A 25,558-nucleotide genomic window follows, 5' to 3' on the forward strand; every position below is an offset into this window, starting at 1 on the left:
CCCGAAAGTGGGGGCAGCACCGCCCCTTCATCCATGACGGACGGCCAACACCAGATTGTCCCCTCCCGGGCGAGGCGTCCACCGGATCCCATGGGATGACCCAGGCGGGTCGGAAGGGCTTCCAGGCGGGCGCCGGCGGCTGAAAACCAGCCTGGATGCTGAATCGCATGCGAATCGCCAAAAAGTTCCCCCACCTCTGAATTCCTTCCTTGACACGCCCATGACACCAGTCGACCATACCTGCGACCTCCTTGTAACCGTTTACACACGCCTCGACGCCACACCCCTGTCCCCATCCATGTTTCCCGCAGGTACCCAGGAAAAGCCCACCGGGAATATCGATTTGTAACCGGTTACATACGAATTCACCCTGTGCCCCGCTCCCGTCCTCACCCCAACAAGGAACTCTGACCATGCCCGTCCGGGAACCCGTCGCCCACCCGATCCCAGGCACCGAATGGTGGCGCGGGGCGGCGATCTACCAGATCTACCCCCGGAGCTTCCAGGACACGAACGGGGATGGCATCGGCGACCTTCCGGGCATCACTCGCCATCTGGCCCACGTGGCCGACCTCGGGGTGGACGCCATCTGGATCTCGCCCTTCTTCACGTCGCCCATGAAGGACTTCGGCTACGACGTGTCGAACTACCGGGACGTGGACCCCACCTTCGGCACGTTGGCGGACTTCGACCGGATGGTGGCCGAGGCGCACCGCCTAGGCATGAAGGTGCTCATCGACCAGGTGCTGTCTCATTCCTCCGACCAGCACGCCTGGTTCAAGGAGAGCCGAGCCAGCCGGATCAATCCCAAGGCGGATTGGTACGTCTGGGCCGAGGCCAAGGCGGACGGCACGCCGCCCAACAATTGGCAGTCGGTCTTCGGGGGTCCCGCCTGGACCTGGGAGCCGCACCGGCGGCAGTACTATCTCCACAACTTCCTGGAGTCCCAGCCGGACCTCAACTTCCACCATGAGCCCGTGCAGGCCCAGCTGCTCGAGGAAGTGCGCTTCTGGATGGAGCGCGGCGTGGACGGCTTCCGCTTCGACGCCTGCAACTTCCACTTCCACGACCGGCGGCTGCGGAACAACCCGGCGGCCCGGCCCGGATCCGTGGAGCTCACCTCCGTCCAGGAGGGCAACCCCTACGGGCGGCAGATCCACCGCTACGACAAGACCCAGCCGGAGAACCTGGGGTTCCTGAAGCGCCTCCGGACGCTGCTGGACCAGTACGGGGCCATGAGCGTGGGCGAGATCGGCGACGAAGGCGCCCTCGCCACCATGGCCGAGTACACCGCGGATGGCGACAAGCTGCACATGGCCTACGGGTTCAGCCTCTTCACGGACGAGTTCAGCGCCGGGCGCATCCGGTCCGTGGTGGAGGAGTTCGAGCGCTATGTCCGTCGCGGCGGCGGGTGGGGCTGCTGGTCGCTCTCCAACCACGACAGCGTCCGGGTGGTCACCCGCTGGGGCAAGGGCGTGGATGATCCCGCCTTCCCCAAGCTGCTGCTGGCGGTGCTCGGTTCGCTGCGCGGGAGCTTCTGCATCTACCAAGGCGAGGAGCTGGGCCTGCCCGAGGCCGAAGTGCCCTTCGACCGTCTCATCGACCCGTACGGCATCACCTTCTGGCCGGACTTCAAGGGCCGGGACGGCTGCCGCACCCCCATGCCCTGGACCAGCGAGGCGCCGCGGGGCGGGTTCTCGACCGTGGAACCCTGGCTGCCCATGTTCCCGGATCACCTGCGCCGCTCCGTGGCCGCCCAGGCCTCCGACCCCGATTCGGTCATGGGCTTCTACCGTCGTTTCCTCGCCTGGCGGAAAGGCTTCGAATCCCTCCGGCGCGGGACCATCCGGTTCCAGCGCACCGCCGAGCCCCTCCTGGCCTTCCGCCGCGAGGCCGGCGACGAGCACATCTTGGCGGCCTTCAACCTGAGCCCCAACCCCATCAGCCACACCGTCCCCGGTTCCGTCCAGCCCTTCGACGGGCATGGCCTCCCGGCCTGCCGCCTCGAAGGCCGGACCCTCCACCTTCCCCCTTGGGGAGGGTTCTTCGGCCGCATGGCCTGATTCCATGCGCCAGCCCTCCCTCCGCAAGCTTCCCACCCAACCCGCCGCCCCCGCGGCTTCTCCCACTGGAGGCAAGACCATGAAGTCTCTCTCCCTCATCAAGGCCGCGCTGCCCTTGGCGCTGGCCTGCGGACCGCTCCTCGCGCAGGACGTGGTCGAAATCCACGGCTACACCCGCATGGGCGTCGGCCGCTCGTCGAACGGCGGCGAGCAGGGCAGCTTCTACCTGCCCGGCACCATCAACAACCCCTCCGGAGGCCCCGGCTACCGGCTCGGCAATGAGGAGGACAACTACCTCGAGCTCGCCATCGACGTGAAGGCCTACGAGAGGGGCGATACCAACTTCAAGCTCCACTTCCGCCCGACCTTCCGGCAGTACTACGATGCGCGGGATGCGAGCGTGGACGCCGGCGGCAACGTGGACTACTCCCACGCGGCCACCCAGAACCAGATGGTCTACCTGCGCGAGGCCTGGGGCGAGGCGAATGGCATGCTGGGTGACTCCTTCATGCTGAAGAATGCCTCCATCTGGGCGGGCCGGCGGTTCTACCAGCGCCACGACCTTCACATGCTGGACTTCTACTACTGGAACAACAGCGGCGATGGCGTGGGGGTCGAAGGCATCGACGTCGGGCTCGGCAAGTTGAGCTACGCCTACATCCAGGCCGACCGGAACAATGTGGACTACGGCTGGGGCGCGGGGCACTTCCCCGGCGCGATCCAGACGGACGTCTTCAACTACAACGGCAAGGTGGTGGTCGCCTCCCATGACCTCCGCTGGTCGGGCCTGTCCATCTGGGAAGGGTCTTCCTTCACCCTCGGGTTCCAGTACAACGAGCCCAGCGTGAGGAAGGGGGCCGCCACGCCCTCCAACAACAACATCGGCCGGCGATTCCACCTCGAGTACCAGCAGTCGGGCATTCTCGGCGGCGACAACAAGCTGTACCTCACCAAGGGTGATGGCTCCACGTTCTGGAATTGGTACAACCCCGAATTCAACACCCGTAACAACTGGTGGATGGCCATGGACAGCCTGTTCATCCAGCCGACCAAGCAGTTCGGCATGGGAGCCGTGGTGGTGCACCGCGTCCAGAACGAGGATGACCGTCAGCCGGGTCATCGGGACATGGTCTGGGATTCCATCGGTGCCCGTCCCGTCTGGTTCTTCTCCAAGCACGTCAGCCTGGCGGCCGAGATCGGCATGGACCGGTTCAAGGTCAGCGGCGACGGCTCGCCTTCCGACGGACAGGCCCGCAGCATGGTCAAGAAGACCCTGGCCCTCCAGTTCAGCCCCCAGGCGAGCTGGTGGTCCCGCCCGGTCCTGCGCCTTTTCGTGACCCGAGCCAACTGGAACCAGTACGCCACCGCCTGGGGCACCCCCAGCGGCCTCGGCGTATTCGCTGGCTCGCAGGCCGGGACCACGTTCGGCGCCCAGGTCGAGGCTTGGTGGTAATGGCTGGCCGACGAAACGGCCCGTCCTTCGGGGCGGGCCGTTTCCTGGCTTCTGATTCCAAGGACGAGATGTGAAGACCCTGCGCCTGACGATCGCTCCCTCCCTGCTGGTCCTCCTCCTGGCCGGCGGGCTGGCCTGCGTCGGCCCGAGCACCGATGCCGCTTCCCGCTATCCGGTAGACACCTCGGTCATCGAGCCGGGGCAGCAGCTGGAGAACGCCCCCGGCTGGTACCGGGATGCGGTGGTCTACCACATCTGGGTGAAGGCCTTCGCCGATGGCGCCTACCAGGACGGCATCGGCGACCTTCCCGGCCTCCAGGGCAAGCTGGACTACCTCCAGTCCCTGGGTGTGAACACCCTGTGGCTGTCGCCGATCTTCGAGTGCGGCTACAAGGGCGACAACATGCATGGGTACGACACGACGGACTACTACGCCGTGAACGACCGCTTCGGCACCCGCGCGGACCTCAAGGCCCTCATCGAGGCCGTGCATGCGAAGGGGATGCGGATCCTCTTCGACTTCGTGCCGAACCACACCTCCACGAAGCATCCCTGGTTCACGAACGCCGCCACGCGGGACAGCTGGTACATCTGGAGCGCCGGCCAGCCCGCGGGCTGGGGCCTCCCCTGGGGCGGGGGAACCCCGCAGGACGTCTGGAAATCCGGCGCCTCCGGCTACTTCTACACCTCCTTCGCCACGGACTCCCTGGCGGACCTGAACTTCTACAACCCCGCCGTTCAGGCCGAGATGCGAAAGGTCCAGGCCTTCTGGCTGGATCGCGGCTTCGACGGCATGCGGGTGGACGCGGTGCGCTACCTCTGCGAGACCGGCCCCGGCCAGCAGGCGGACCAGCCGGACACCCACGCGCGGCTCCAGGCCTTCCGCGCCCTGCTGGACGAGTACGACAGCGGCGACCAGCATCCCCATCCCGGCGGGGACCCTTTGAAGCACAGCAGCAAGGCCATGATCGCCGAGGCCTGGACCAACGACGCCTCGGGCGTGGCGCCCTACTACGGCAACGGCGCGAACGAGTTCCACATGTGCCTGGACTTCAGCGCGCCCTGGGCGGTCTACCACACCATCAGCCAGGGGGACGCCACGCAGCTGACCTCCCTCTGGGAGTTCGAGCAGCGCACCTACCCGGCGGGCTACCGCTCGGCGACCTTCGACTCGAACCACGACAACCTCATCTCCCGCCCCGGCACCCAGTACGGCGGCGACAAGGCGCGGATCATCCTGGCCGAGGCCCTGAACCTCCTGTCCCCCGGCACCCCCATCCTCTACTACGGCAACGAAGTGGGCATGACCGGCAAGGCCGGCTCGGACATCAACCTCCGCCAACCCATGGACTGGGCAGCGGTGTCGGCCCAGACGGGCCAGCCCGACTCGATCCTGAGCTGGTGCACCTACCTCATCCAGGCCCGGAAGGCCTATCCGGCCCTTCGGGGCGGCTACGCGACCCTTCCCACCGACGTGAGCACCGGCAAGGCCCTGGCCTACCTGCGCGATGCGGGCACCGAGCGGGTTCTGGTGGTGGCGAACCTCACGGGCGCGCCCCAGACCGTCACCGTCTCCGGACTGACGGCCCTCGGCGTGCCAGCCGGAGGCCCTGTCCAGGCCATCCTCGGCGACCTGAAGGGTTCGGTCGCCCTCAGCAGCGACACCTACACCGCCGCCAGCCTGCCCCCCTACGGTGTCCGCGTGCTCTACGTGTCGGGTACGGCCTTCCAGGGCACCCTCCACGGCGACCTGAACTGACCTTGCCTCCCGGGCCCTGCGGCCCTATCCATCTGGCTCCAACCGTCTCATCCGGAATCCCCATGGCCGACCTCCAGTTCAAAGCCCTCCGCAAGTCCTTCGGTGACACCGAGATCCTCCATGGAATCGACCTCGGCATCACCGACGGGGAGTTCGTCGTGTTCGTGGGGCCCTCGGGCTGCGGAAAGTCCACACTCCTGCGCTGCATCGCGGGCCTGGAGGAGATCACCAGCGGCGAGCTCTTCATCGGAGGCCGCCAGGTGAACGAGGTGCCCCCCTCCAAGCGCGGCATCGCCATGGTGTTCCAGAGCTACGCGCTCTACCCCCACATGACCGTGGCCGAGAACATGGCCTTCGGCCTCAAGCTCGCCGGGCGTCCGAAACCGGAGATCGCGGAGGCCGTCCAGCGGGCCGCCCAGATCCTCCAGATCGAACCCCTGCTCGATCGCCGTCCGAAGGCGCTGTCGGGGGGACAGCGCCAGCGGGTGGCGATCGGCAGGGCCATTGTTCGGAAGCCCGGCGTCTTCCTCTTTGACGAACCCCTCTCCAACCTGGACGCCGGCCTGCGCGTGCAGATGCGAGTCGAGCTGGCCCGCCTGCACAAGGACCTGGCCACCACCATGGTCTACGTCACCCACGACCAGGTGGAGGCCATGACGCTGGCCGATCGCATCGTGGTCATCAACGAGGGCCGCATCGAGCAGGTGGGCACGCCGCTGGAGCTCTACCGCCGCCCCGCCAACCGCTTCGTGGCCGGCTTCATCGGCTCGCCCAAAATGAACTTCCTTCCCTGCGCGCTGGTCTCCGCGACGGAGGCGCTGGCTACGGTGCGGCTGGAGGACGGCACGCAGGTGACCGCGCAGGTCGATGCCCGGGGCCTGGCCGAGGGCATGGCGCTCACCTTGGCCATCCGCCCGGAGCGCCTTCTGGCGGAGACCGCCTCCGGCGAAGGCACGGCCCGCACGTCCGTCATCGTGTCCGAGCACCTGGGCGACACCGTCTTCCTGTACGTCCATGCCCCCGGCGGCCAGGGGCAGCTCACCGTGAAGGCTCAGCCCGAGACCCCCCTCCGGACCGGCGACGAGACCCACCTCCGTTTCCCGGCCAAGCACTGCCACCTGTTCGGCCCGGATGGCCGGGCCTGTACCCGCCTCATCTAGCGTTCTCATCCACCGGACCTTCCGGCCCAACCCAAGGAGACTGTCGTGAGTCATCCATCCACCCTCCGCAAACTGGCGGCCACCACCGCCACCCTGCTCGTCGCCGGCGCCCTCACCGTGGCCCAGGCCGCCGAGAAGGGCAAGCTCCTCATCTGGATCAACGGCGACAAGGGCTACAACGGCCTCCAGAAGGTGGGCGACGAATTCACCAAGAAGACCGGCGTGAAGGTCGTTGTCGAGCATCCCGAGGACGCCCCCGGCAAGTTCCAGGCGGCCGCCGAAGAGGGCAAGGGGCCCGACATCTGGATCTGGGCCCATGACCGCGTGGGCGAGTGGGCCGACAGCGGCGTCATCAACGCCGTGACCCCCGGCAAGAAGATCAAGGAGCAGATCGACGCGAAGGCCTGGCAGGCCTTCACCATCAAGGGCAAGGTGTGGGCCTACCCCGTGGCCATCGAGGCGGTCTCCCTCATCTACAACAAGAACCTGATCAAGACGCCGCCCAAGACCTTCGAGGAGATCTTCGCCCTCGACAAGAAGTTCGCGGCCCAGGGCAAGAAGGCCATCCTCTGGGACTACACGAACACCTACTTCACCATGCCCATGCTGGCGGCCAATGGCGGCTACGCCTTCAAGATGAACGCCGACGGCACCTATGACCAGAAGGACACCGGCGTGAACAACGCCGGGGCCGTCATCGGCGCCGAGCTGCTCACGAAGATGGTGAAGGAGGGCGTGATGCCCAAGGGCGCCACCTATGCCGACATGGAAGCCCAGATGGCCCAGGGCAAGCTCGCCATGATGATCAGCGGCCCCTGGGCCTGGGACAACCTCAAGAAGGCCAAGGTCAACTTCGGCGTGGCCAAGCTCCCCAGCGTGGCCGGCAAGCCCGCCAAGCCCTTCGTGGGCTACATGGGCGCCATGATCACCAAGGCCGCCTCCTCCGCCGGGAACGTGGACATCGCCCGCGAGTTCATCGAGAACAACATGCTGACGCTGAAGGGGCTCGAGACCATCAACGCCGACGTGGCCATCGGCGCTCCGGCCAACAAGGCCGCCTACGCCAAGATGAAGAACGATCCCTTCATCCAGGTCTCCATGGCCAGCGCCACCGATGGCGTCGTCATGCCGAACAACCCCCGCATGGGCCGCTTCTGGGCCGCCATGGTCTCCGCCCTGAACAACATGACCGAAGGCCGCCAGACCCCGAAGGAAGCCCTGGACGCCGCCGCCAAGCGGATCCTCAAGTAGCCGTTCCTCCCGGCGCGGGGCGGGCCTCCGGGCCCGCCCCGCCAGCCGGGGCCCTCTTCCCGATTCGGATCCACCCATGCCCATGTCGCCGGTTCTCAAACGCCTCCTGCCGCCCCTCCTGATGGTCCTCCTGGGACTGGCCGGGCTGTACGTCGTCACCGTGATCTATGCCACCGGTGAGACCCTGCTGGCAGGCGTCATGCTCGTGACCCTGGTCTGCTTCGTGTGGATCTACACCTCGAAGAGGACCTACGCGTACCGCTACCTCTTCCCGGGCATCGGCGCGGCCCTGATCTTCGTCGTCTTCCCGATGCTCTACACCATCCGCATCGGCTTCACCAACTACAGCTCCACGAACCTCCTGACCTTCAAGCGGGCCACCCAGTATCTGCTGGAGGAGACCTATCGGGCCGAAGGCGCCACCTACACCTCCGAGCTCCATGCCGACGGCAATCGCTGGCGGTTCCGCCTGGAGGACGCCGACAGCGGCGTCACCTTCGCGACGGAGCCTTTCGCCCTGGGCGCCGAGGGGACGCACCTCACCCTGAAGGCCCAATCGGCTACTGGGCTGCTTCCCAGCGACGAGATGCCCCTCAAGGACCTGATCGACCGCCAGCCCTTCCTCAAGGGCATCACAGTGGTCATGCCCGACGGCGGCCAGGTGCGCATGACCGGCCTGCGGGAGTTCGCCCCCAGCCGACCCCAGTTCACGCACAACGCCGACGGCAGCCTCACAAACAACGAGACCCATGACGTCCTCCGGCCCAACTTCAAGACGGGGTTCTACGAGACCGCCGACGGCGAGTCGGTGACGCCGGGCTTCCAGGTGGACATCGGCTGGAAGAACTACGTCGACATCTTTACGGACACCTCCCTGCGCGAGCCGCTCTGGCGGATCTTCACTTGGACGATCGTCTTCTCCACGCTGACAGTGGTGTTCTGCACCGCGCTCGGCATGGTGCTGGCCGTGCTGCTGAGCTGGGAGAACCTGCGGTTCCGGGGCGTGTACCGGCTGCTGCTCTTCCTGCCCTACGCGGTGCCGGGCTTCATCTCCATCCTGGTGTTCAAGGGGCTCTTCAACAACAACTTCGGCGAGATCAACCTGGTGCTGAACGGCCTCTTCGGCATCAAGCCCACCTGGTTCTCGGATCCCTTCCTGGCCAAGACGATGATCCTCATCGTCAACACCTGGCTGGGCTTCCCCTACATGATGGTGGTCTGCATGGGCCTCATCAAGGCGATCCCACAGGACCTCTATGAGGCCTCGGCGGTGGCGGGCGCGGGACCGATCACCAACTTCTTCAGGATCACGATGCCGCTGATCCTGAAGCCCCTGACGCCGCTGCTCATCTCCTCCTTCGCCTTCAACTTCAACAACTTCGTGCTCATCAGCCTCCTGACGGGCGGACTGCCGGACTTCCTGAACACCTCCACGCCGGCGGGCACCACGGACATCCTCGTGTCCTACACCTACCGCATGGCCTTCCAGGACTCGGGCCAGAAGTTCGGCCTGGGCGCGGCCATCTCCACGGTGGTGTTCCTGATGGTGGCCGTGATCTCGATGATCCAGATCCGGTCCACCCGCATCGCCGAAGACACCAAGCGCTGAGAGGAGACGCCATGGCCATCGTCATCGACAAGTCCCAGCGCTGGCGTGTCGTCGCCGCCCACCTCTTCCTGATCTGCCTCTGCGCCCTGGTCATCTTTCCGCTGCTGATGGTGGTCTCCATCTCGCTCCGCCCCGGGAACTTCGCCACGGGGAGCCTGATCCCCACGACCATCAGCCTCGAACACTGGCGCTTCGCCCTGGGTCTCCCCGTGACCAACGCGGACGGCCAAGTGATTATCCCCGACCTGCCCGTGCTGCGCTGGCTGTGGAACTCCGTGAAGGTGGCCACCCTCTCGGCCACCACGGCGGTGCTGCTCTCCACCACCGCCGCCTACGCGTTCTCCCGGATGAAATTCGGAGGGAAGAAGGCTTCGCTCGTGGGGCTGATGCTGATGCAGATGTTCCCCACGATCCTGGCTCTCATCGCCATCCACGCCATCTTCTCCCGCCTCGGGCACACCTTCCCCGCCTTCGGCATCGACAGTCCATGGGCCCTGGTGCTGGCCTATTCCGGCGGCATCGCCCTTCACATCTGGACCATCAAGGGCTTCTACGAGACCATCCCCGCCGAGATCGAAGAGGCCGCCACCGTGGACGGGGCCACGCCCTGGCAGGCGTTCTGGCGGGTGCTCCTGCCCATGGCCCTGCCCATCATCATGGTCATCTTTCTGCTGGCCTTCATCGGCGCCGTCAACGAGTACCCCGTGGCCTCCATCCTGCTGCGCAGCCAGGACCAGCTCACCATGGCCGCCGGCATGAAGCAGTTCCTCTACCAGCAGAAGTACCTCTGGGGCGATTTCGCCGCCGCGGCCATTCTCTCCGGCCTGCCCATCGCCGTCGTCTTCATCCTCGTCCAGCGTTGGATGATCTCCGGCCTCACGGCCGGCGCCAACAAGGGCTGATCCGCTTTCCCCCCCAACCCGAGGGCCGAGCCCTCTTTTCCCCCAAGGAGTCACGCATGAGCCTCCGCACGACCTTCCTCAAGGCGATCGCCGTGATCGCCCTGATCATCACCCCCGCCCTCTCCGCGCCGCCCGAGGGCAAGATCCAGATCAACTACCACCGCTGCGACGGCAAGTACGAGCGCTGGGGCGTGCACCTCTGGAAGAGCCCCAACATGCCCCTGCCCGACATCGAGTGGCCCAACCCCATGATGCCCACCGGGAAGACCGACTTCGGCGTCTTCTGGCAGGTGGACCTGGAGGAGTTCAACACCGGCTCCAAGTCCCAGGTGAACTACATCATCCACAAGGGCGACATCAAGGAGCAGGGCGCCAAGGACATGGCCTTCGACGGCCGCGCCCACAAGGAGATCTGGGTGATCAACGGCGACCGCACCATCTACTTCTCCAAGGAAGAGGCCCTGAAGGACCACGACTGCACGAAGGACAAGAAGTAAATGAATGCCCCGGCGCCAGGGCCGGACTGCGTCCGGCCCTGGCTGCCCTTGAACTCTGATGGGATGCCCATGACCAACCCTCTCCGCTCCTCCGCTGTCGTCCGCGCCTTCCTCGTGGCCGGCGGCCTCGCCGCGGCCTGGCTGCCCTCGCGGGCCCAGGCTCCGATGCCGGCTCCAGGGCAGGCTCCGGCGGCCGTCCCCGGCACCTTCGCCGAGAACCCCATCGTCTACTTCGTGATGACAGACCGCTTCGTCAACGGCGATCCTTCCAATGACCACGCCTACGGCCGCCAGCGGGAGATGAATCCCAAGGACGACGTGGGCACCTGGCACGGGGGCGACTTCAAGGGCCTCACCCAGAAGCTCAAGAAGGGCTGGTTCAAGGAGCTGGGCGTGAACGCCCTCTGGATCACCGCGCCGTACGAGCAGATCCACGGCTGGGTGCAGGGCGGCCAGCGGGAGTTCAAGCACTACGGCTACCACGGCTACTGGGCCTTGGACTACACGGTGATCGACCAGAACCTGGGCACGGCGGCAGACCTCCGCGACCTGGTGGACACGGCCCACGCCCAGGGCATCCGCGTGCTCTTCGACGTGGTGATGAACCACCCCGGCTACCTCGACCTCCAGACCGCCAAGGACCTGAAGGTGGATGTCCTGTGGGACGGCTGGGAGAAGGATCCCAACCTGCTGCGGAACTACCACAACTACATCGACTACAACTCCTTCAAGTTCGGCGACTGGTGGGGCCGGCCCTGGGTGCGCGCCGGGCTGCCTGGCTACATCGACGGCGGCCGCAACGACCTCACCATGCAGCTGGCCTTCCTGCCCGACTTCCGCACGGAGAGCCCCGAGGCCGTGAAGCTCCCGAAGTTCCTGAAGGAGAAGGGGGACACGAAGGCGGTGGACCTCCCCAGCACCACCGTGCGCGGCTACCTCATCAAGTGGCTCACGGACTGGGTGCGCGAGTACGGCGTCGACGGCTTCCGCTGCGACACCGTGAAGCATGTGGAGCCCGAGGCCTGGGCCGCCCTCAAGGCCGAGGCCGTGAAGGCCCTGGCGGAGTTCAAGGCCAAGAACCCCACCCGCAAGATCGACGACGCCCCCTTCTGGATGGTGGGCGAGTACTGGGGCGCCGGGCCCGAGAAGCACAAGCTGACGGGCTTCGGCTTCGACGCCATGATCAACTTCGACTTCCAGCAGGAGGACGGCGCCTTCGCCAGGCCCGAGAAGCTCTTCCGGGGCTATGCCCAGGCCCAGGCTGGCAAGCCCGTCCACATGCTGAACTACCTCTCGTCCCACGATACGGAGCTCTTCGACCGCACGCGGCTCATCGAGGGGGGCACGGCTCTCCTGCTGGCGCCTGGTGGCGTGCAGATCTTCTACGGCGACGAGACCGCCCGGCCCGAGGGGCCCATGCCCCGCACGGACAAGCAGCAAGCCACGCGCTCGGACATGAACTGGGGCCACGAGAACGCCAAGGTGCTGGCCCACTGGCGCAAGCTGGGCACCTTCAGGGCCCGTCACCGGGCCCTGGCTACCGGCGAGCACAAGCAGCTGGGAGATGCGCCCTACACCTTCAGCCGCGTCGAAACGACCAGCGGCGACCGCGTGGTGGTGGCCCTGGGCGCCAAGGGCGCGGTGAGCCTGTCCGTGGCCGGCGTGTTCCAGGCCGGCGAGACCCTGCAGGACGCCTACACCGGACGCACGGCCACGGTGGCGGCCGGAAAGGTCGCGCTGGAGGCCGACGGCGTCGTTCTGCTGGAGCGGGTGCAGGGCGAGGCCCATTGAATTTGACCTTCGCGCCGTTCGGCATGAATGGCGCGCTAAACATCGCACAAACCGGGAACGAAGGAGCCTGCATGACCACCAAGAAGCTGCCCCGGGTCGCGTACTTCTGCATGGAGTACGCCCTCGAGAGCTCGTTCAAGATCTACTCCGGCGGCCTGGGCATCCTCGCCGGCGACTACCTGAAGGGCGTGAAGGACCACGGCTATCCCATGGTGGGCATCGGCATCCGCTGGAAGCAGGGCTACGGCGAGCAGATGGTGGATCCCGCGACGGGCCGCGTGTATGACGCCTACAAGAACGCCAGCCACGAGTTCCTGGAGGACACCGGCGTCACCGTCGAGGTGGAGATCAAGGCCCGGCCCGTGAAGATCAAGGTCTGGCGGGTGAACAGCTATGGCGTGGATTCCCTCTACCTTCTGGACACCGACATCGAGGAGAACGACGGCGAGGCGCGCTGGATCACGGGCCAGCTCTACGGCTGGTTCGGCGAGGAGCGGGTGGCCCAGGAGATGGTGCTGGGCATCGGCGGTGTTCGCGCTCTCCAGGCCCTCCGCATCAAGCCAGATGTCTACCACTTCAACGAAGGCCACGCCCTGTTCGCGGGCTTCGAGCTGATCCACCAGCGCATGGCGAAGGGCGCCACCTTCGAGGCCGCCTGGGCGAAGACCCGCGAGGAGGTCGTCTTCACCACCCACACGCCCATCGTCCAGGGGAACGAGTCCCATCCCATCGACCGCTTCCTGTACATGGGCGCCAACCTCGGGATGACGAAGGCCCAGCTCAAGCAGCTCGGCGGCAGCCCCTTCAACATGACGGTGGGGGCGCTGCGCCTGTCGCGCATCTCCAACGCCGTGGCCGACCTGCACCGCGTCACCTCCAACCAGATGTGGAAGCACATCGAGGGGCGCAGCGAGATCATCGGCATCACCAACGCCATCCACCGCCCCACCTGGGTGGACCATCGGATGCTGGAGCTTGGGGCTGGCTACGACGGCACGAAGAAGGCCAAGGACGCGCTCTGGAAGACGCACCTGGACAACAAGAAGAAGCTCATCGCCTTCGTGGAGGCCCGCACGGGCGTGAAGCTCGATGCGGAGAAGCTGCTCATCGGCTTCTCCCGCCGCGCCGCGCCCTACAAGCGCTCGAACTTCATCTTCACCGACCGCAAGTTCATCGAACCCCTGCTCAAGAGCGGCCGCCTCCAGATCGTCTTCTCCGGCAAGGCTCATCCCCTGGACGACAACGGGAAGCGCATCGTCGAGAACATCCTGGAGATGACCCGGAAATACCCCGGCAGCGTCGTGTTCCTGGAGAACTACGACATGGAGATCGGCCGCATGCTCACCCGCGGCTCCGACGTGTGGCTCAACAACCCGCGCCGGCCCAAAGAGGCCTCGGGCACCTCCGGCATGAAGGCCGCCATGAACGGGGTCCTGAACCTGTCGATCCTGGACGGATGGTGGCCCGAGGCCTGCGAACACGGGGTGAACGGCTGGCAGTTCGGCGACGGGTTCGAGAGCGAGGACGAGGCGGTGCTGGACAAGCACGACTTCAAGGCCTTCAAGAAGGTGCTGGCCGACGAGGTGCTGCCCGCCTACTACGATCGCCACGACGCCTGGGTGGAGATGATGGCCGCCTCGATCCGGAGCACCCGTGACGCCTTCGGCGTCGAACGCATGCTCGATGAGTACTACAGCCGGATGTACAAGCGGGCCACCCGCTAGCTCCTCCGCAGGAGGTCCCATGTCCCGAACTGCCCTGTCTCTCCTGACCGCCAGCCTGGTCCTCATGCTCGCTTGCGGGGGTGGAGGCGGTGGGGGCGGTGGCACGGGCCCCTCCAACCCCAGCGCCTCCGCCTTGGATGCGGATCCGAACGCCACGCCGGCCCCTGACGCCAGCTACTACAAGGTGCCCAGCACCGCCCTCGGCCCCGTCTTCGGCGCCGGGACCGTGACCTTCTCCTACTGGAACCCCAACGCGGCGAGCGTGAGCCTCTCCCTCTACGCCCACTGGAACGACGCCCTGAACGCCCCTGCGGCGACCGTGGCCATGACCCGTGGGTCCGGCGGCGTCTGGAGCACCGGAGCCATCGCACTTCCCGCTCAGAGCCTCTACGTCTTCAAGGTGGGCAGCGAGTACGTGCTGGACCCCTACGCCAAGTCCATGGCCCAGTGGGTGCGTACGCCCAGCGCCTCCATCCCCGGCGACAGCATCGGGAAGGGCGCGATCGTCGATCCCACCCCGATCGGTCCGGATGGTGGCTGGACGCCCTATGCGGGCGCCTCCTACTACTTCGACGGATCCGCCATGAGGGGGCCGGATGGCGCCAGCGCCCCCTACGCCTACGCCTCGAACCGGGACGCCATCATCTACGAGGCCGGCGTGCGCGACCTCACGGTGGACCCGAACCTCAGCGGCTTCGCGGCAGGGCATACCTGGGGCACCTTCAAGGGGTTGGTGGACCTGCTGCCGCATATCCAGAGACTGGGCGTCACCCACGTGCAGCTGCTCTGCCCGCTGGAGAACTACACCTACGACCAGACGAAGATCGGCACCCGGGAGCTGGACCTCGCCAAGACCTCCGGCGCCAACTACAACTGGGGCTACGATCCGCAGAACTACTTCACCCCCACGGGCATGTACTCGGCCGCCCCGAACGATCCCGCGGCCCGCATCAACGAGCTGAAGACCCTGGTCAACGAGATCCACAAGCAGGGCATGGGCGTCATCCTGGACGTGGTCTACAACCACACGGTCAACAACGCCGTGCTGGGCGATACCGGCATCCAGGGCTACTTCTACCGCAGCACCAGCCGCAACGGGGCCGGCAGCCAGGACGTGCGCTCCGAGGCCAAGATGGCGCGGAAGCTCATCGTGGACTCGGTCGCCTACTGGGTGCGGGAGTACAAGGTGGACGGGTTCCGCTTCGACCTCATGGGGGTGCTGGACACCCAGACGGTGAAGGCCGCCTACGCCGCGGCCACCTCCTACAACCCGAAGGCCCTCTTCATCGGGGAGGGCTGGAACGGCTTCTACAGCGGGCCGGCCACGGATTACAACGGCGACGCCACCGCGGGGGCGGACCAGGGGAACTCCGCCCAGTTCCTCGGCCGGAACGTCGCCATGTTCTCCGACAGCTACCGTCAGGTGTTCAAGAACGGCTATCCCAACGACGGCCAGCCCGCCTACCTCACGGGCGTCTCCCAGTCGGTGGCCGCCCTGTTCTCCAACATCGCCGGCGTGCCCACCAACACCAGCCCCGCCTTCGCGCCCGGCTCCACGAACAACGTGGCCAGCTACCTCACCTGCCACGACAACCTCTGCCTCTACGACGTGCTGGCCATGGCCACCGCCTCGCCCAAAACCGCCGCGGGCGACGCCGTCCTGCTCAAACGGGCCCGGGTAGGCTATGCCGCGCTGCTCACCTCCCAGGGGCTCGCGTTCATCCACGCCGGGGACGAGATGTTCCGGACGAAGGAGACCACGGGGCTGTACGCCAACACCAGGTCGAACGGCGGCCGCTACTTCGTGGACAACTCGTACAACGCCTCCGACGCCATCAACCTGGTGGCCTGGTCCCGGGTGTACACGAACGGCAATCCCCTGGCCGGCGGTTTCACCAACTACGATACGACCCAGAACGGCACCCAGCTCTACCGCTACGTCCAGGGCCTCATCGTCCTGAGAAAAAGCACCAACGCCTTCCGCCTGCCCGACGCCGTGCGTTCCGCGAACCTGACCAGCCTTCCGGCCGGCGCCGGTACCAGCGCCCTGGCCTTCGGCTACAAGGCCGTGTCCTCGGACGGCACCGGCACCTGGTACGTCTTCCACAATGCCGACACCACCGCGAAGACCTTCTCGGCGGACATCGACCTCACCACGGCCACCCTGGTCGCCGATGGCGCGACCGCCGGCACCGCGGCGATCTCCACGCCCACCGGCGTGGCCGTCAGCGGCACCACGGTGACGTTGGATCCGCTGACCTCGGCCATCTTCAGGAAATAGTCAGGGGACTACTTCAATCCGATGAAGGTGGCCTCCACTCTCCGGTGGCCCGGAAAGCCGGGCAGGGAACGGCTGGTGCGCTTCGCGAGTCGCCCGTCGAAGACGTAGGGCCGCAGGACCGCCTTCGGATCCTTGGGGGCGAAGTAGAGCACTGCAGGTTGGTGGTGGAGGGCCTGGGCGGTGAGGTAGCCCACCAGGGCGTGCTCGGCGGAGTGGTAGCCGCTCTTCCACTGGTGGATCTTGGGGCCCTCCCAGGGCTCGAAATCAGGCCCACCAGCGCCGCCCCAGACCTCGTGGTTCAGGGGGTCCACCATGCGCGTGAACCAGAAGGCGGTGGTGCGAGGCAGGGGGGCGGCCTGCGCAGGGTCGCGCAATGCCAGGGTCTCGGCCAGCTGGTCCAGCTCGGCGTAGATCCACCATTCCTTGCCCGGGTCCACGCTGCCGTCGCGGCCGAGGCGCGAGCCCCAGGTCCCGGAGTCCGGCAGGTAGGCCTGCTTCAGCACGGCCTTCGCGCCAGTGGTGGCGAGGTCCGCCAGCGCCCGGTCACCCGTGAGCCGACCGATGCGCTCCAGCATCCAGTAGGCCTTGGCCGTGTGGCCGAAGTCCGTGTGGCGGGAGCCCAGCCGCTTCTGGGCTGGGTCGTGGATCGTGCCCCAGAACAGGTGCCGGTCGGCCTCGTGGTAGTCCTTCACCATCACCTCTGCCAGGCGCTTCAGGTCGGCGGTCCAGGCCTGGCGCTCCTTGGCGGGCAGAAGGGGCGTCATGAGCAGGAGGTAGGCGTTCACCTGGTCCAGCTGGGCCACCAGCTCCTGGCGGAGCTGGCTCTTGTCCGCGTCCTCCTTCACCACCCAGCGGAGGGCCTGCCAGTCGGGATTCCAGTACTGGGTGAAGATGTGTGCCTTCAGGCGCCGGATGTCCGCCAGCACCGCCTCGTCGCGGGTGAGGTACCAGTACATCGCCATGCCCAGCTCCGCATAGGCCAGGTCCTGGCTGGTGCGGGCCAGCACCTCGGGCTTCGGCTCGCCCTTCTCGAACCAGGAGACGGCGCTGCCGGTGGCGGGATCCAGCGCCTTGGACCGGATGAAGGTCACGCCATCCCGGGCCAGCTCGAGCATCTTGGGATCGCCGGTCAGGTGGTAGGCCACACCATAGAAGTAAGTCTGGCGGGACTTCATGCGGACGTACTCGCGGCCGAATTCGGCCCGGATCCAGCCTGGCGCGTCCGCCAGCTCGGCGGGCGGCTTGGCCAAGTCCACGGCCTTGCCGTCGTTGCCCCGGAAGGTGGGGAAGTCGCCCCGGGGCGAGCCCCAGGCGTCGGGAATGTTCCAGAAGGGCAGCAGGTCCTCGCGGAAGTGCCGCAGCCAGCGTTCGCCCGTGGGCAGCTCGGCCGGGACCTGAGCTAGGACCTGGGCCTGGGCCCGGGGCCCCGGGGCCAGCTGCGCCCGGGCCGGGAGCCCGGGGGCGAGGAGCAGGAGGCTCGCGAACAGCACGAGGGGCTTGGACATGGGAACTCCGCCGGGGAAACCGGACCAGGATACCGGCGATCCGGAGGCCCGGACCCCGCGCCTACTTCGCGATGACCCGCACCATCTCCAGGAGCTTGCTGGAGTAGCCCCACTCGTTGTCGTACCAGGCCACGAGCTTGACGAAGGTGCCGTCCAGGGCCATGCCGGCGTCGGCGTCGAAGACGCAGGTGCAGCTCTCGCCGCGGAAGTCCGTGGAGACCACCTTCCGGTCCGTGTAGCCCAGGATCCCCTTCATGGGGCCCTCGGAGGCGGCCTTCATGGCGGCGCAGATGGCTTCGTACGTGGTCTCCGTCTTCAGCTCGGCGGTGAGGTCCACCACGGAGACATCGGAGGTGGGCACGCGGAAGGACACGCCCGTGAGCTTCTTGTTCAGCTCGGGGATCACCTTGCCCACGGCCTTCGCCGCGCCGGTGCTGCTGGGGATGATGTTTTCCAGGATGCCCCGGCCGCCGCGCCAGTCGCGGTGGCTGAGGCCGTCCACGGTGCGCTGGGAGGCGGTGGCGGCATGCACGGTGGTCATGAGGCCGCGCTTGATGCCGAAGGTGTCGTTCAGCACCTTGGCCAGGGGCGCCAGGCAGTTGGTGGTGCAGGAGGCGTTGGAGACGATGGCCTGGCCAGCGTAGGTCTCATGGTTCACGCCATAGACGAACATGGGCGTGGCGTCCTTGCTGGGAGCCGAGAGGACGACCTTCTTCGCTCCGGCCGTCAGGTGCTTCGAGGCCAGCTCCTCCGTGAGGAAGAGGCCGGTGGATTCCACCACCACGTCCACGCCCGCTTCGTCCCAGCGAAGGGCCGCCGGATCCTTCTCGGCGGTGAGGCGGATCTTCCGGCCGTCCACCACCAGGTGTCCGTCCTCGAGGGAGATCTTGCCCCGGAAGCGGCCGTGCACCGAGTCGTAGCGCAGCAGATAGCCGAGGTAGTCGGGCTCCAGCAGGTCGTTGATGGCCACCACCTCCAGGTCCGGGAAGTCCTGCGCGGCGGCGCGGAACACCATGCGGCCGATGCGGCCGAACCCGTTGATGCCGAGCTTGAGGGTCATGAGGTCTCCTGAGAGGAAGGTCAGCGGAGCGCGGCGGCCTCGCGGGCCAGCCGGGTGACGGCGGCCCAGTCGCCGGCGTCCATGAGGGCTTTCGGGGCAAGCCAGGAGCCGCCCACGCAGACCACGTTGGGCTGGGCCAGGTAGGCGGCGGCGGTGGCGGGGCTGATGCCGCCGGTGGGGCAGAAGGCGAGGTCGCGGAAGGGACCGGCCAGGGCCTTGAGCATGGGGATGCCGCCCGCCGGCTCGGCGGGGAAGAGCTTGAGGAAGCGGAAGCCCGCGTCCACGGCGGCCATCACCTCCGTGGGCGTCATGACGCCCGGCAGCAGGGGCAGGCCCGAGCCGGCCGCGGCCTCCAGCAGGGGACGGGTGAGGCCGGGGCTCACGGCGAAGGCCGCGCCCGCCTCGGCCACCTGCCGCAGCGCCTCGGGCGTGGTCACGGTGCCGGCGCCCACGTGGGCCCGGGGGAAGGCCTGGCGGATCTGTCGGATGGCCTCCAGCGCCACAGGGGTGCGCAGGGTGACCTCCAGGGTGGGGATGCCGCCCTCCAGCAGGGCCGCGGCCAGGGGCAGGGCCTGGTCCAGGCGGTCCAGGGCGATGACCGGCATCACCGGCGCGGCACGGAGGATCGTATCGAGGGAGGTCGTCATGGCCGGCTCCGGTCGAAGGCCTCGCCGAAGGAGGTGGCCCCGGCCTCGGCCTCGGTGGCGTGGGCCCGGAAGAGCCCGAACAGCTCGCGGCCCGTGCCGTGGTCGTGGCGGGCCGGGGGCGAGGCCAGGGGGCGCCGGGCCCACTCCGCCGGATCCACCTTCACCTCCAGCCGTCCATGCTCAGCATCCAGCTCGATGAGGTCGCCGTCGCGCACCTTCGCCAGGGGCCCGCCGGCCAGAGCTTCGGGCGAGACGTGGATGGCGGCGGGCACCCGACCCGAGGCGCCGGACATGCGGCCGTCGGTGACCAGGGCCACGTGGAGGCCCTGGTCCTGGAGGTTGGCCAGGGTGGGCGTGAGTTGATGCAGCTCGGGCATGCCGTTGGCCCGGGGGCCCTGGAAGCGCACCACGGCCACGAGGTTCCCGGTGAGGCTCCCGGCCTTGTAGGCGGCCTGAAGGGCCTCCTGGCTGTCGAAGACCCGGGCGGGGGCCACCACGTGGCGGTGCTCGGGCTTCACGGCCGAGACCTTGATGACCGAGCGGCCCAGGTTGCCCGTGAGCAGGCGCAGGCCGCCGTTGGGATCGAAGGGCCGCGCCATGGGCCGCAGCACGGACTCGTCGCCGCTCTCGGCGGGCACGTCGCGCCAGACCAGCTCGCCGGCCTCCAGCGCCGGGGCCTGGGTGTAGGGCCGCAGGCCCGGTCCGGCCACGGTCAGCACGTCGCTGTGCAGCAGGCCCGCGTCCAGCAGCTCGCGGATGAGGAAGCCCATGCCCCCGGCGCGGTGGAAGGCGTTCACGTCCGCCTGGCCGTTGGGGTAGGCCCGCACCAGCAGGGGCACGTGGGCGGACAGCTCGTCGAAGTCGGTCCAGTCGATGAGGATGCCCGCGGCGCGGGCGATGGCCACCAGGTGCAGGGTGTGGTTGGTGGAGCCGCCCGTGGCCAGCAGGCCCACCATGCCGTTCACGATGGCGCGCTCGTCGATCACCAGGCCCAGGGGCGTGTATTCGGAGCCGCCTTCCACCAGGGCCGCGGCGCGCACGGCAGCACGGCGCGTGAGCGCCTCCCGCAGGGGCGTGCCCGTGGGCACGAAGGAGGCGCCCGGCAGGTGCAGGCCCATGACCTCCATGAGCATCTGGTTGCTGTTGGCGGTGCCGTAGAAGGTGCAGGTGCCGGGAGCCCAGTAGGCGGCGCCTTCGGCCGCCAGCAGCTCCTCCCGCGTGGCCTTCCCGGCCTGGTAGCGCTGGCGGACCTTCGACTTCTCCTCGTTGGAGAGGCCGCTGGGCATGGGACCGCCGGGCACGAAGACCACGGGCAGGTGCCCGAACTGGAGGGCCCCGATGAGCAGGCCCGGCACGATCTTGTCGCAGACGCCCAGGCAGAGCGCCGCGTCGAACACGTTGTGGGAGAGCGCCACGGCCGTGGCCATGGCGATGACGTCCCGGGAGAACAGGGACAGCTCCATGCCCGGCTGGCCCTGGGTGATGCCATCGCACATGGCGGGCACCCCGCCGGCCACCTGGGCCGTGGCGCCCGCGGCGCGGGCAGCCTCCTTGATCCAGGCGGGGAAGGCCCCCAGGGGCTGGTGGGCCGAGAGCATGTCGTTGTAGGCGGTGACGATGCCCAGATTCGGTTCGCGGCCCTCCTTCAGCGCGGCCTTGTCGGCGCCGGCGGCGGCGAAGGTGTGGGCCAGGTTGGAGCAGGAGACGTCGCAGCGATGGGGACGGGCCGCCCCGGCCTCCCGCAGCTGGGCCAGGTAGGCCTCCCGGCCGGCGCGGCTGCGTTGGCGGATGCGATCCGTGAGGGCGGAGACATGGGCGTTCAGGGCCATGGGGAGGTTCCTTCCCGGAGTCCCGGTGGGTCGGGTGCCTGTAACATTATTACTATTTGTAAGCGCTTGCATGAAAAAAAGTCGTAGTATTTCTACATCCGGAGATCCCATGAGAACCCTGCCTGATTTCGACATGGTGCTGTTCGGCGGGACCGGCGACCTGGCCATGCGCAAGCTGCTGCCCGCGCTCTACCAGCAGGTGAAGGCGGGCACCGTGAGCCCGGGCTCCCGCATTCTCGCCGCGGCACGCCGGTCGCTCACGCGGGAGGCCTTCCTGGAGCTGGCTGAGACCAGCTGCAAGCCCTTCCTGGGCGCGGACTACGACGCTGCCACCTGGGCCGCCTTCGCGGAGCGCATCAGCTACTTCCCCATGGACGTCCAGTCCGAGGACAGCTACGGGCCGCTGGGCGCCGCGCTGGGCCAGCATCCCGACCGCATCCGCGTCTTCTACTACTCCACCTCGCCGGACTTCTTCGCGGCCATCTCCGCCCACCTGGGCGGCGCGGGCCTCATCTCGCCGCACTCCCGCGTGGTGGTGGAGAAGCCCCTGGGCCACGACCTGGAGTCCTCCCGCGAGATCAACGATGCCGTGGGCCGGCACTTCACCGAGCGCCAGATCTTCCGCATCGACCACTACCTGGGCAAGGAGCCAGTCCAGAACCTGCTGGCCCTGCGCTTCGCCAACGTGCTCTTCGAGCCGCTCTGGCGGCGGGAGTGGGTGCAGGACGTGCAGATCACCGTGGCCGAGCAGCTGGGCGTGGAGGGCCGGGGCGACTTCTACGAGGGCACCGGCGCCCTGCGCGACATGCTGCAGAACCACCTGCTCCAGCTCCTCTGCATCGTGGCCATGGAGCCGCCCACGGCCAGCGATCCCGACGCGGTGCGCGACGAGAAGCTCAAGGTGCTGCGCTCCCTCCGGGCCTTCACGCCCCAGGAAGTGGCCGCCAAGACCGTGCGCGGCCAGTACAAGGCCGGCGCCGTGGCGGGGCGGCCCGTCGCCGGCTACGTGGAGGAGCCGGGCGTGGCTCCGGAGAGCCGCACCGAGACCTTCGTGGCCGTGAAGGCGGAGATCGACACCTGGCGCTGGGCCGGGGTGCCCTTCTTCCTCCGCACCGGCAAGCGCATGCCCGAGAAGCTGGCGGAGATCGTCATCAACTTCCGCCAGGTGCCCCACTTCATCTTCGGCGAGGCCTCCCACGGCACCCGGGCCAATCGCCTCGTCATCCGCATGCAGCCGGACGAGAGCATGCGCCTCTACCTGGTGGCCAAGCAGCCCGGCGACGCCATGGCCCTCCATCCCGTGAACCTCAACCTCGATTTCGCCGAGTCCTTCCGCGCGCGTCGCCTGGAGGCCTACGAGCGGCTGCTGCTGGACGCCATCCGCGGGCGGCTCACGCTCTTCGTGCGCCGGGACGAGCAGGAGGCGGCCTGGCGCTGGGTGGAGCCCATCCTCGACAGCTGGGCCGCCAGCGAGGACCGGCCCAAGTCCTACACCGCCGGGAGCTGGGGCCCCGCGGCCTCCAGCGCCCTGCTGTCGCGGGATGGCCTGGCCTGGTCCGAGGAGGACTAGGTGTGTGTTCTCAAAGAGTTCTCTGACCAGGCCACGCTCGTCGCGGCCCTGGCCCAGGATGTGGCGCGGCGGCTGAAGGAGGAGCTCGCTCGCCAGGATCGAACGGTGCTCGTGGTCTCTGGTGGCCGCAGCCCCGTGCCCCTCTTCCAGGCCCTGGCCAGGCAGGTTCTCCCCTGGGAGCGCGTGACGGTGACGCTGGCCGACGAGCGGTGGGTGCCAGCGGATCATTCCGACAGCAATGAGGCCCTGGTGCGGGCCCACCTCCTGCAGGGCGCCGCCGCCGCGGCCAGGATGGCGCCCCTGTTCACGGGGGCCCTCACCCCGGAGCAAGGCGCTCCCGCCGTCTGCGCGGCCCTCGCGGAGCTGCCTCGGCCCTTCTGTCGGGTGATTCTCGGCATGGGCGAGGACGGGCACATCGCCTCGCTGTTCCCGGGGGCCGCGGAGCTGGCCGAAGGCCTGATCACGGAGGCCGCGGCCCTGGCCGTGCATCCCCCCCGCGCGCCCCATCCGCGCCTCAGCCTCTCCCTGCGCGCCCTGCTGGACACCCGCGACCTCGTGCTGATGATCTCCGGCCCGGCCAAGCGCCGCGTGCTGGAGCAGGCCCTGGAGGAGGGCCCCGTGGAGGACCTGCCGGTGCGGGCCATCCTGCGCCAGACCGCGGTGCCGGTCTCGGTATGCTGGGCGCCATGAGCCTCCTGACCCGCATCCAGGCCCTCCTGCCCGAGCTGCCGCCCTCGGAGCGGCGCGTGGCGGACCTGGTGCTCAACCATCCGGTGGAGGTGGTCTCCGCCCCCATCTCGCGGATCGCCGCCCTGGCCGACGTGAGCCAGCCCACGGTCATCCGGTTCTGCCGCCGCCTCAGGTTCCCGGGCCTGCCTGGCTTCAAGCTGAAGCTGGCGGGGGATCTGGGCGCCGGCATCCCCTTTGTCCACGACCGCCTGGCGGCCGGCGACGGCATGGACCGCCTGATCTCGAAGGTGTTCGACAGCGCCCTGGCGGGCCTGGCCCGGGGCCGGGACGCCCTGCGGCCCGAGCAGCTCGCCCGGGTCGTGGAGGCCCTCGACCGGGCCAGCCGCATCGAGTGCTACGGCCTGGGCAATTCCGGCGTCACGGCCCAGGACGCCCAGATGAAGCTGTTCCGCATGGGGACGCCCACGTTGGTCTGCACGGATTCCCAGATGCAGCGCGTCGCCGCGGCCCTGCTGCCCGCCGACGCGGTGGTGCTGGCCATCTCCAACTCGGGGCGCACCCGGAACCTGCTGGAGGTCGTCGCCCTGGCGCGGCACTCCGGGGCCACGGTCATCGCCCTCACGCGCTCGGGCACACCCCTGGCGGAGGCCGCGGACCTGCTGCTGCCCGCGGACGTGCAGGAGAACCCCGAGGTCTACGCGCCCATGGTGGCCCGGCTCGTCCACCTGGCCATCATCGACGTGCTCACCGTGGCCCTGGCCCTGCGCAAGGGACCCGCGGCCATCACGCGGATGGAGGCCGCCAAGGTCTCCCTCCAATCGACCCGGGAGCCCCGCTAGGCGTCCTTCGCTATGCTTCCGGAACGGCTCCGGCCACGACCCAGGAGGGGAACATGCGACACCGAGGCGAACTGGTCCGGGCCCTGGCGCTCGCGGCGGCCCTGCTCCCCGGCCTGGCGACCCCGGCCGCCGAGGCCGACCGCACCCAGTGGAAGCTCGCCAGCTTCACCTGGGTGAATCGCGTGGCCGCCGAGCCGGGGGCCCCCGCCAACGACCATCCCGCGCAGGTCTCCCGGGAGGCCATCCAGATGGCCCTCGGACCCGTGGTGGCGCAGGTGGACGGGAGCGACACGCCGCTCTTCGAGGCGAAGGAGCTGGCGGCCCTGGCCAAGGCCCTGGAGGAGGCCTTCGCCGTGGTCAAGCCCTCGGAGGACCTGGTCCTCCTGAGCACCCAGCGGCGGGGCGGCCACTTCATGGATCCCGCCTTCGGCGTGACCGCGCGGGTCTTCGTGAAGGGGGGCGCCCTGAACCTCATCGTCCACGACGCCCGGCTCGACTTCATGGACCGCTATTCCGCCGACCGCACCCTGCCCACCTTCGCCTACGGGTCCCGGAAGGCCGCGTCCGCGGTGTCCCTCCGCGGTCCGGGAGCCGCCCTGGTCCGGCCCGACTGGCTGGCCATCCCCCTCGCGGTGGCGTCCGCAGCCCCGGCTCCGGCGCCGGCTCCGGCTCTGGGGCAGGCCCAGGCCCCGTCTGCCCCGACGCCGGCCCCCACCGCCGAGGCCCCGAAGCGGGACCAGGACTTCTATGACCAGCAGTACCAGAGGCTCAAGGCCCTCAAGCGGATGCGGGACGAGAACCTGATCACCGAGGCCGAATACCAGCAGAAGCGAGAGGCGATCCTGAAGACGCTCTGAGGCCCGCTGGATACCGGCGCGTCCTTGCGGCGCGGCTTCGCGATACCCTGGGGGGTCCCCCCCGGAGTCCG

At 68.3% G+C, this 25,558-nt stretch carries 19 protein-coding genes; 15 read left to right on the plus strand and 4 right to left on the minus strand.

Annotated elements, in window-relative coordinates; genetic code table 11:
- The first annotated feature begins 413 nt into the window (after positions 1-413).
- The 11 genes from ML539_RS00560 (at position 414) to ML539_RS00610 (ending at position 16,490) form a co-directional block, all read left to right on the plus strand.
- On the plus strand, positions 414-2,063 hold the full coding sequence (locus ML539_RS00560; RefSeq protein ID WP_243319630.1) for an alpha-glucosidase: 1,650 nt from the start codon (positions 414-416) through the stop codon (positions 2,061-2,063).
- Positions 2,064-2,142: 79 nt separating this feature from the next.
- Positions 2,143-3,516: a carbohydrate porin gene (locus ML539_RS00565; RefSeq protein WP_243319632.1), complete on the plus strand. Its 1,374-nt coding sequence runs from the start codon at positions 2,143-2,145 to the stop codon at positions 3,514-3,516.
- Between the two features lie 70 nt (positions 3,517-3,586).
- Positions 3,587-5,275: an alpha-amylase family glycosyl hydrolase gene (locus tag ML539_RS00570; protein ID WP_243319634.1), complete on the plus strand. Its 1,689-nt coding sequence runs from the start codon at positions 3,587-3,589 to the stop codon at positions 5,273-5,275.
- Between the two features lie 62 nt (positions 5,276-5,337).
- Positions 5,338-6,435, plus strand: coding sequence for a sn-glycerol-3-phosphate ABC transporter ATP-binding protein UgpC (gene ugpC, locus ML539_RS00575; RefSeq protein ID WP_243319637.1), 1,098 nt, complete (start codon positions 5,338-5,340; stop codon positions 6,433-6,435).
- A 45-nt stretch (positions 6,436-6,480) separates the two neighbouring features.
- Positions 6,481-7,686: a maltose/maltodextrin ABC transporter substrate-binding protein MalE gene (gene malE, locus ML539_RS00580; protein WP_243319639.1), complete on the plus strand. Its 1,206-nt coding sequence runs from the start codon at positions 6,481-6,483 to the stop codon at positions 7,684-7,686.
- An 82-nt stretch (positions 7,687-7,768) separates the two neighbouring features.
- The gene (gene malF / locus ML539_RS00585) at positions 7,769-9,295 is read left to right on the plus strand and encodes a maltose ABC transporter permease MalF (RefSeq protein WP_347710732.1); all 1,527 of its coding nucleotides are present in this window, start codon (positions 7,769-7,771) and stop codon (positions 9,293-9,295) included.
- An 11-nt stretch (positions 9,296-9,306) separates the two neighbouring features.
- Complete coding sequence (malG, locus tag ML539_RS00590; protein ID WP_243319643.1) at positions 9,307-10,197, plus strand: maltose ABC transporter permease MalG; 891 nt, start codon at positions 9,307-9,309, stop codon at positions 10,195-10,197.
- Between the two features lie 56 nt (positions 10,198-10,253).
- Positions 10,254-10,694: a pullulanase-associated domain-containing protein gene (locus ML539_RS00595; RefSeq protein ID WP_243319644.1), complete on the plus strand. Its 441-nt coding sequence runs from the start codon at positions 10,254-10,256 to the stop codon at positions 10,692-10,694.
- Between the two features lie 69 nt (positions 10,695-10,763).
- Entirely contained in the window at positions 10,764-12,485 is a 1,722-nt protein-coding gene (locus ML539_RS00600) for an alpha-amylase family glycosyl hydrolase (RefSeq protein WP_243319646.1), read from the plus strand.
- Between the two features lie 71 nt (positions 12,486-12,556).
- A complete protein-coding gene (glgP, locus tag ML539_RS00605; protein ID WP_243319648.1) occupies positions 12,557-14,209 on the plus strand; it encodes an alpha-glucan family phosphorylase in 1,653 nt (550 codons plus the stop codon).
- Positions 14,210-14,228: 19 nt separating this feature from the next.
- Positions 14,229-16,490 carry an alpha-amylase family glycosyl hydrolase gene (locus ML539_RS00610; RefSeq protein WP_243319651.1) on the plus strand — a complete coding sequence of 754 codons (2,262 nt, stop codon included), beginning with the start codon at positions 14,229-14,231 and terminating at the stop codon, positions 16,488-16,490.
- Positions 16,491-16,498: 8 nt separating this feature from the next.
- Here ML539_RS00610 and ML539_RS00615 read toward each other — a convergent pair whose 3' ends face one another.
- The 4 genes from ML539_RS00615 to edd form a co-directional block, all read right to left on the minus strand.
- Positions 16,499-17,995, minus strand: a complete 1,497-nt coding sequence (locus ML539_RS00615) for a hypothetical protein (RefSeq protein WP_243319653.1) — start codon at positions 17,993-17,995, stop codon at positions 16,499-16,501.
- Positions 17,996-18,056: 61 nt separating this feature from the next.
- Positions 18,057-19,055 carry a type I glyceraldehyde-3-phosphate dehydrogenase gene (gene gap / locus ML539_RS00620; RefSeq protein ID WP_243319655.1) on the minus strand — a complete coding sequence of 333 codons (999 nt, stop codon included), beginning with the start codon at positions 19,053-19,055 and terminating at the stop codon, positions 18,057-18,059.
- Between the two features lie 20 nt (positions 19,056-19,075).
- Entirely contained in the window at positions 19,076-19,702 is a 627-nt protein-coding gene (locus ML539_RS00625) for a bifunctional 4-hydroxy-2-oxoglutarate aldolase/2-dehydro-3-deoxy-phosphogluconate aldolase (protein ID WP_243319657.1), read from the minus strand.
- Positions 19,699-21,531 (minus strand): phosphogluconate dehydratase, encoded by a 1,833-nt coding sequence (gene edd / locus ML539_RS00630; RefSeq protein ID WP_243319659.1) that lies wholly within the window; start codon positions 21,529-21,531, stop codon positions 19,699-19,701. Before edd ends, ML539_RS00625 begins: the two co-directional genes overlap by 4 nt.
- 109 nt (positions 21,532-21,640) lie before the next feature.
- Between edd and zwf the strand changes: the two genes are divergently transcribed.
- From zwf to ML539_RS00650, 4 genes are read left to right on the plus strand one after another with little or no spacing between them, the layout of a single operon-like run.
- Complete coding sequence (gene zwf, locus ML539_RS00635) at positions 21,641-23,101, plus strand: glucose-6-phosphate dehydrogenase (protein WP_243319660.1); 1,461 nt, start codon at positions 21,641-21,643, stop codon at positions 23,099-23,101.
- The gene (pgl, locus tag ML539_RS00640; RefSeq protein ID WP_243319662.1) at positions 23,102-23,791 is read left to right on the plus strand and encodes a 6-phosphogluconolactonase; all 690 of its coding nucleotides are present in this window, start codon (positions 23,102-23,104) and stop codon (positions 23,789-23,791) included.
- Positions 23,788-24,630: an SIS domain-containing protein gene (locus ML539_RS00645; RefSeq protein WP_243319664.1), complete on the plus strand. Its 843-nt coding sequence runs from the start codon at positions 23,788-23,790 to the stop codon at positions 24,628-24,630. Before pgl ends, ML539_RS00645 begins: the two co-directional genes overlap by 4 nt.
- Before the next feature lie 53 nt (positions 24,631-24,683).
- The gene (locus ML539_RS00650) at positions 24,684-25,487 is read left to right on the plus strand and encodes an SHOCT domain-containing protein (RefSeq protein ID WP_243319666.1); all 804 of its coding nucleotides are present in this window, start codon (positions 24,684-24,686) and stop codon (positions 25,485-25,487) included.
- The last annotated feature ends 71 nt before the right edge of the window (positions 25,488-25,558 follow it).

This window comes from Geothrix sp. SG200, assembly GCF_022808935.1.
In the GTDB taxonomy this organism is placed as follows: Bacteria; Acidobacteriota; Holophagae; order Holophagales; family Holophagaceae; genus Geothrix; species Geothrix alkalitolerans.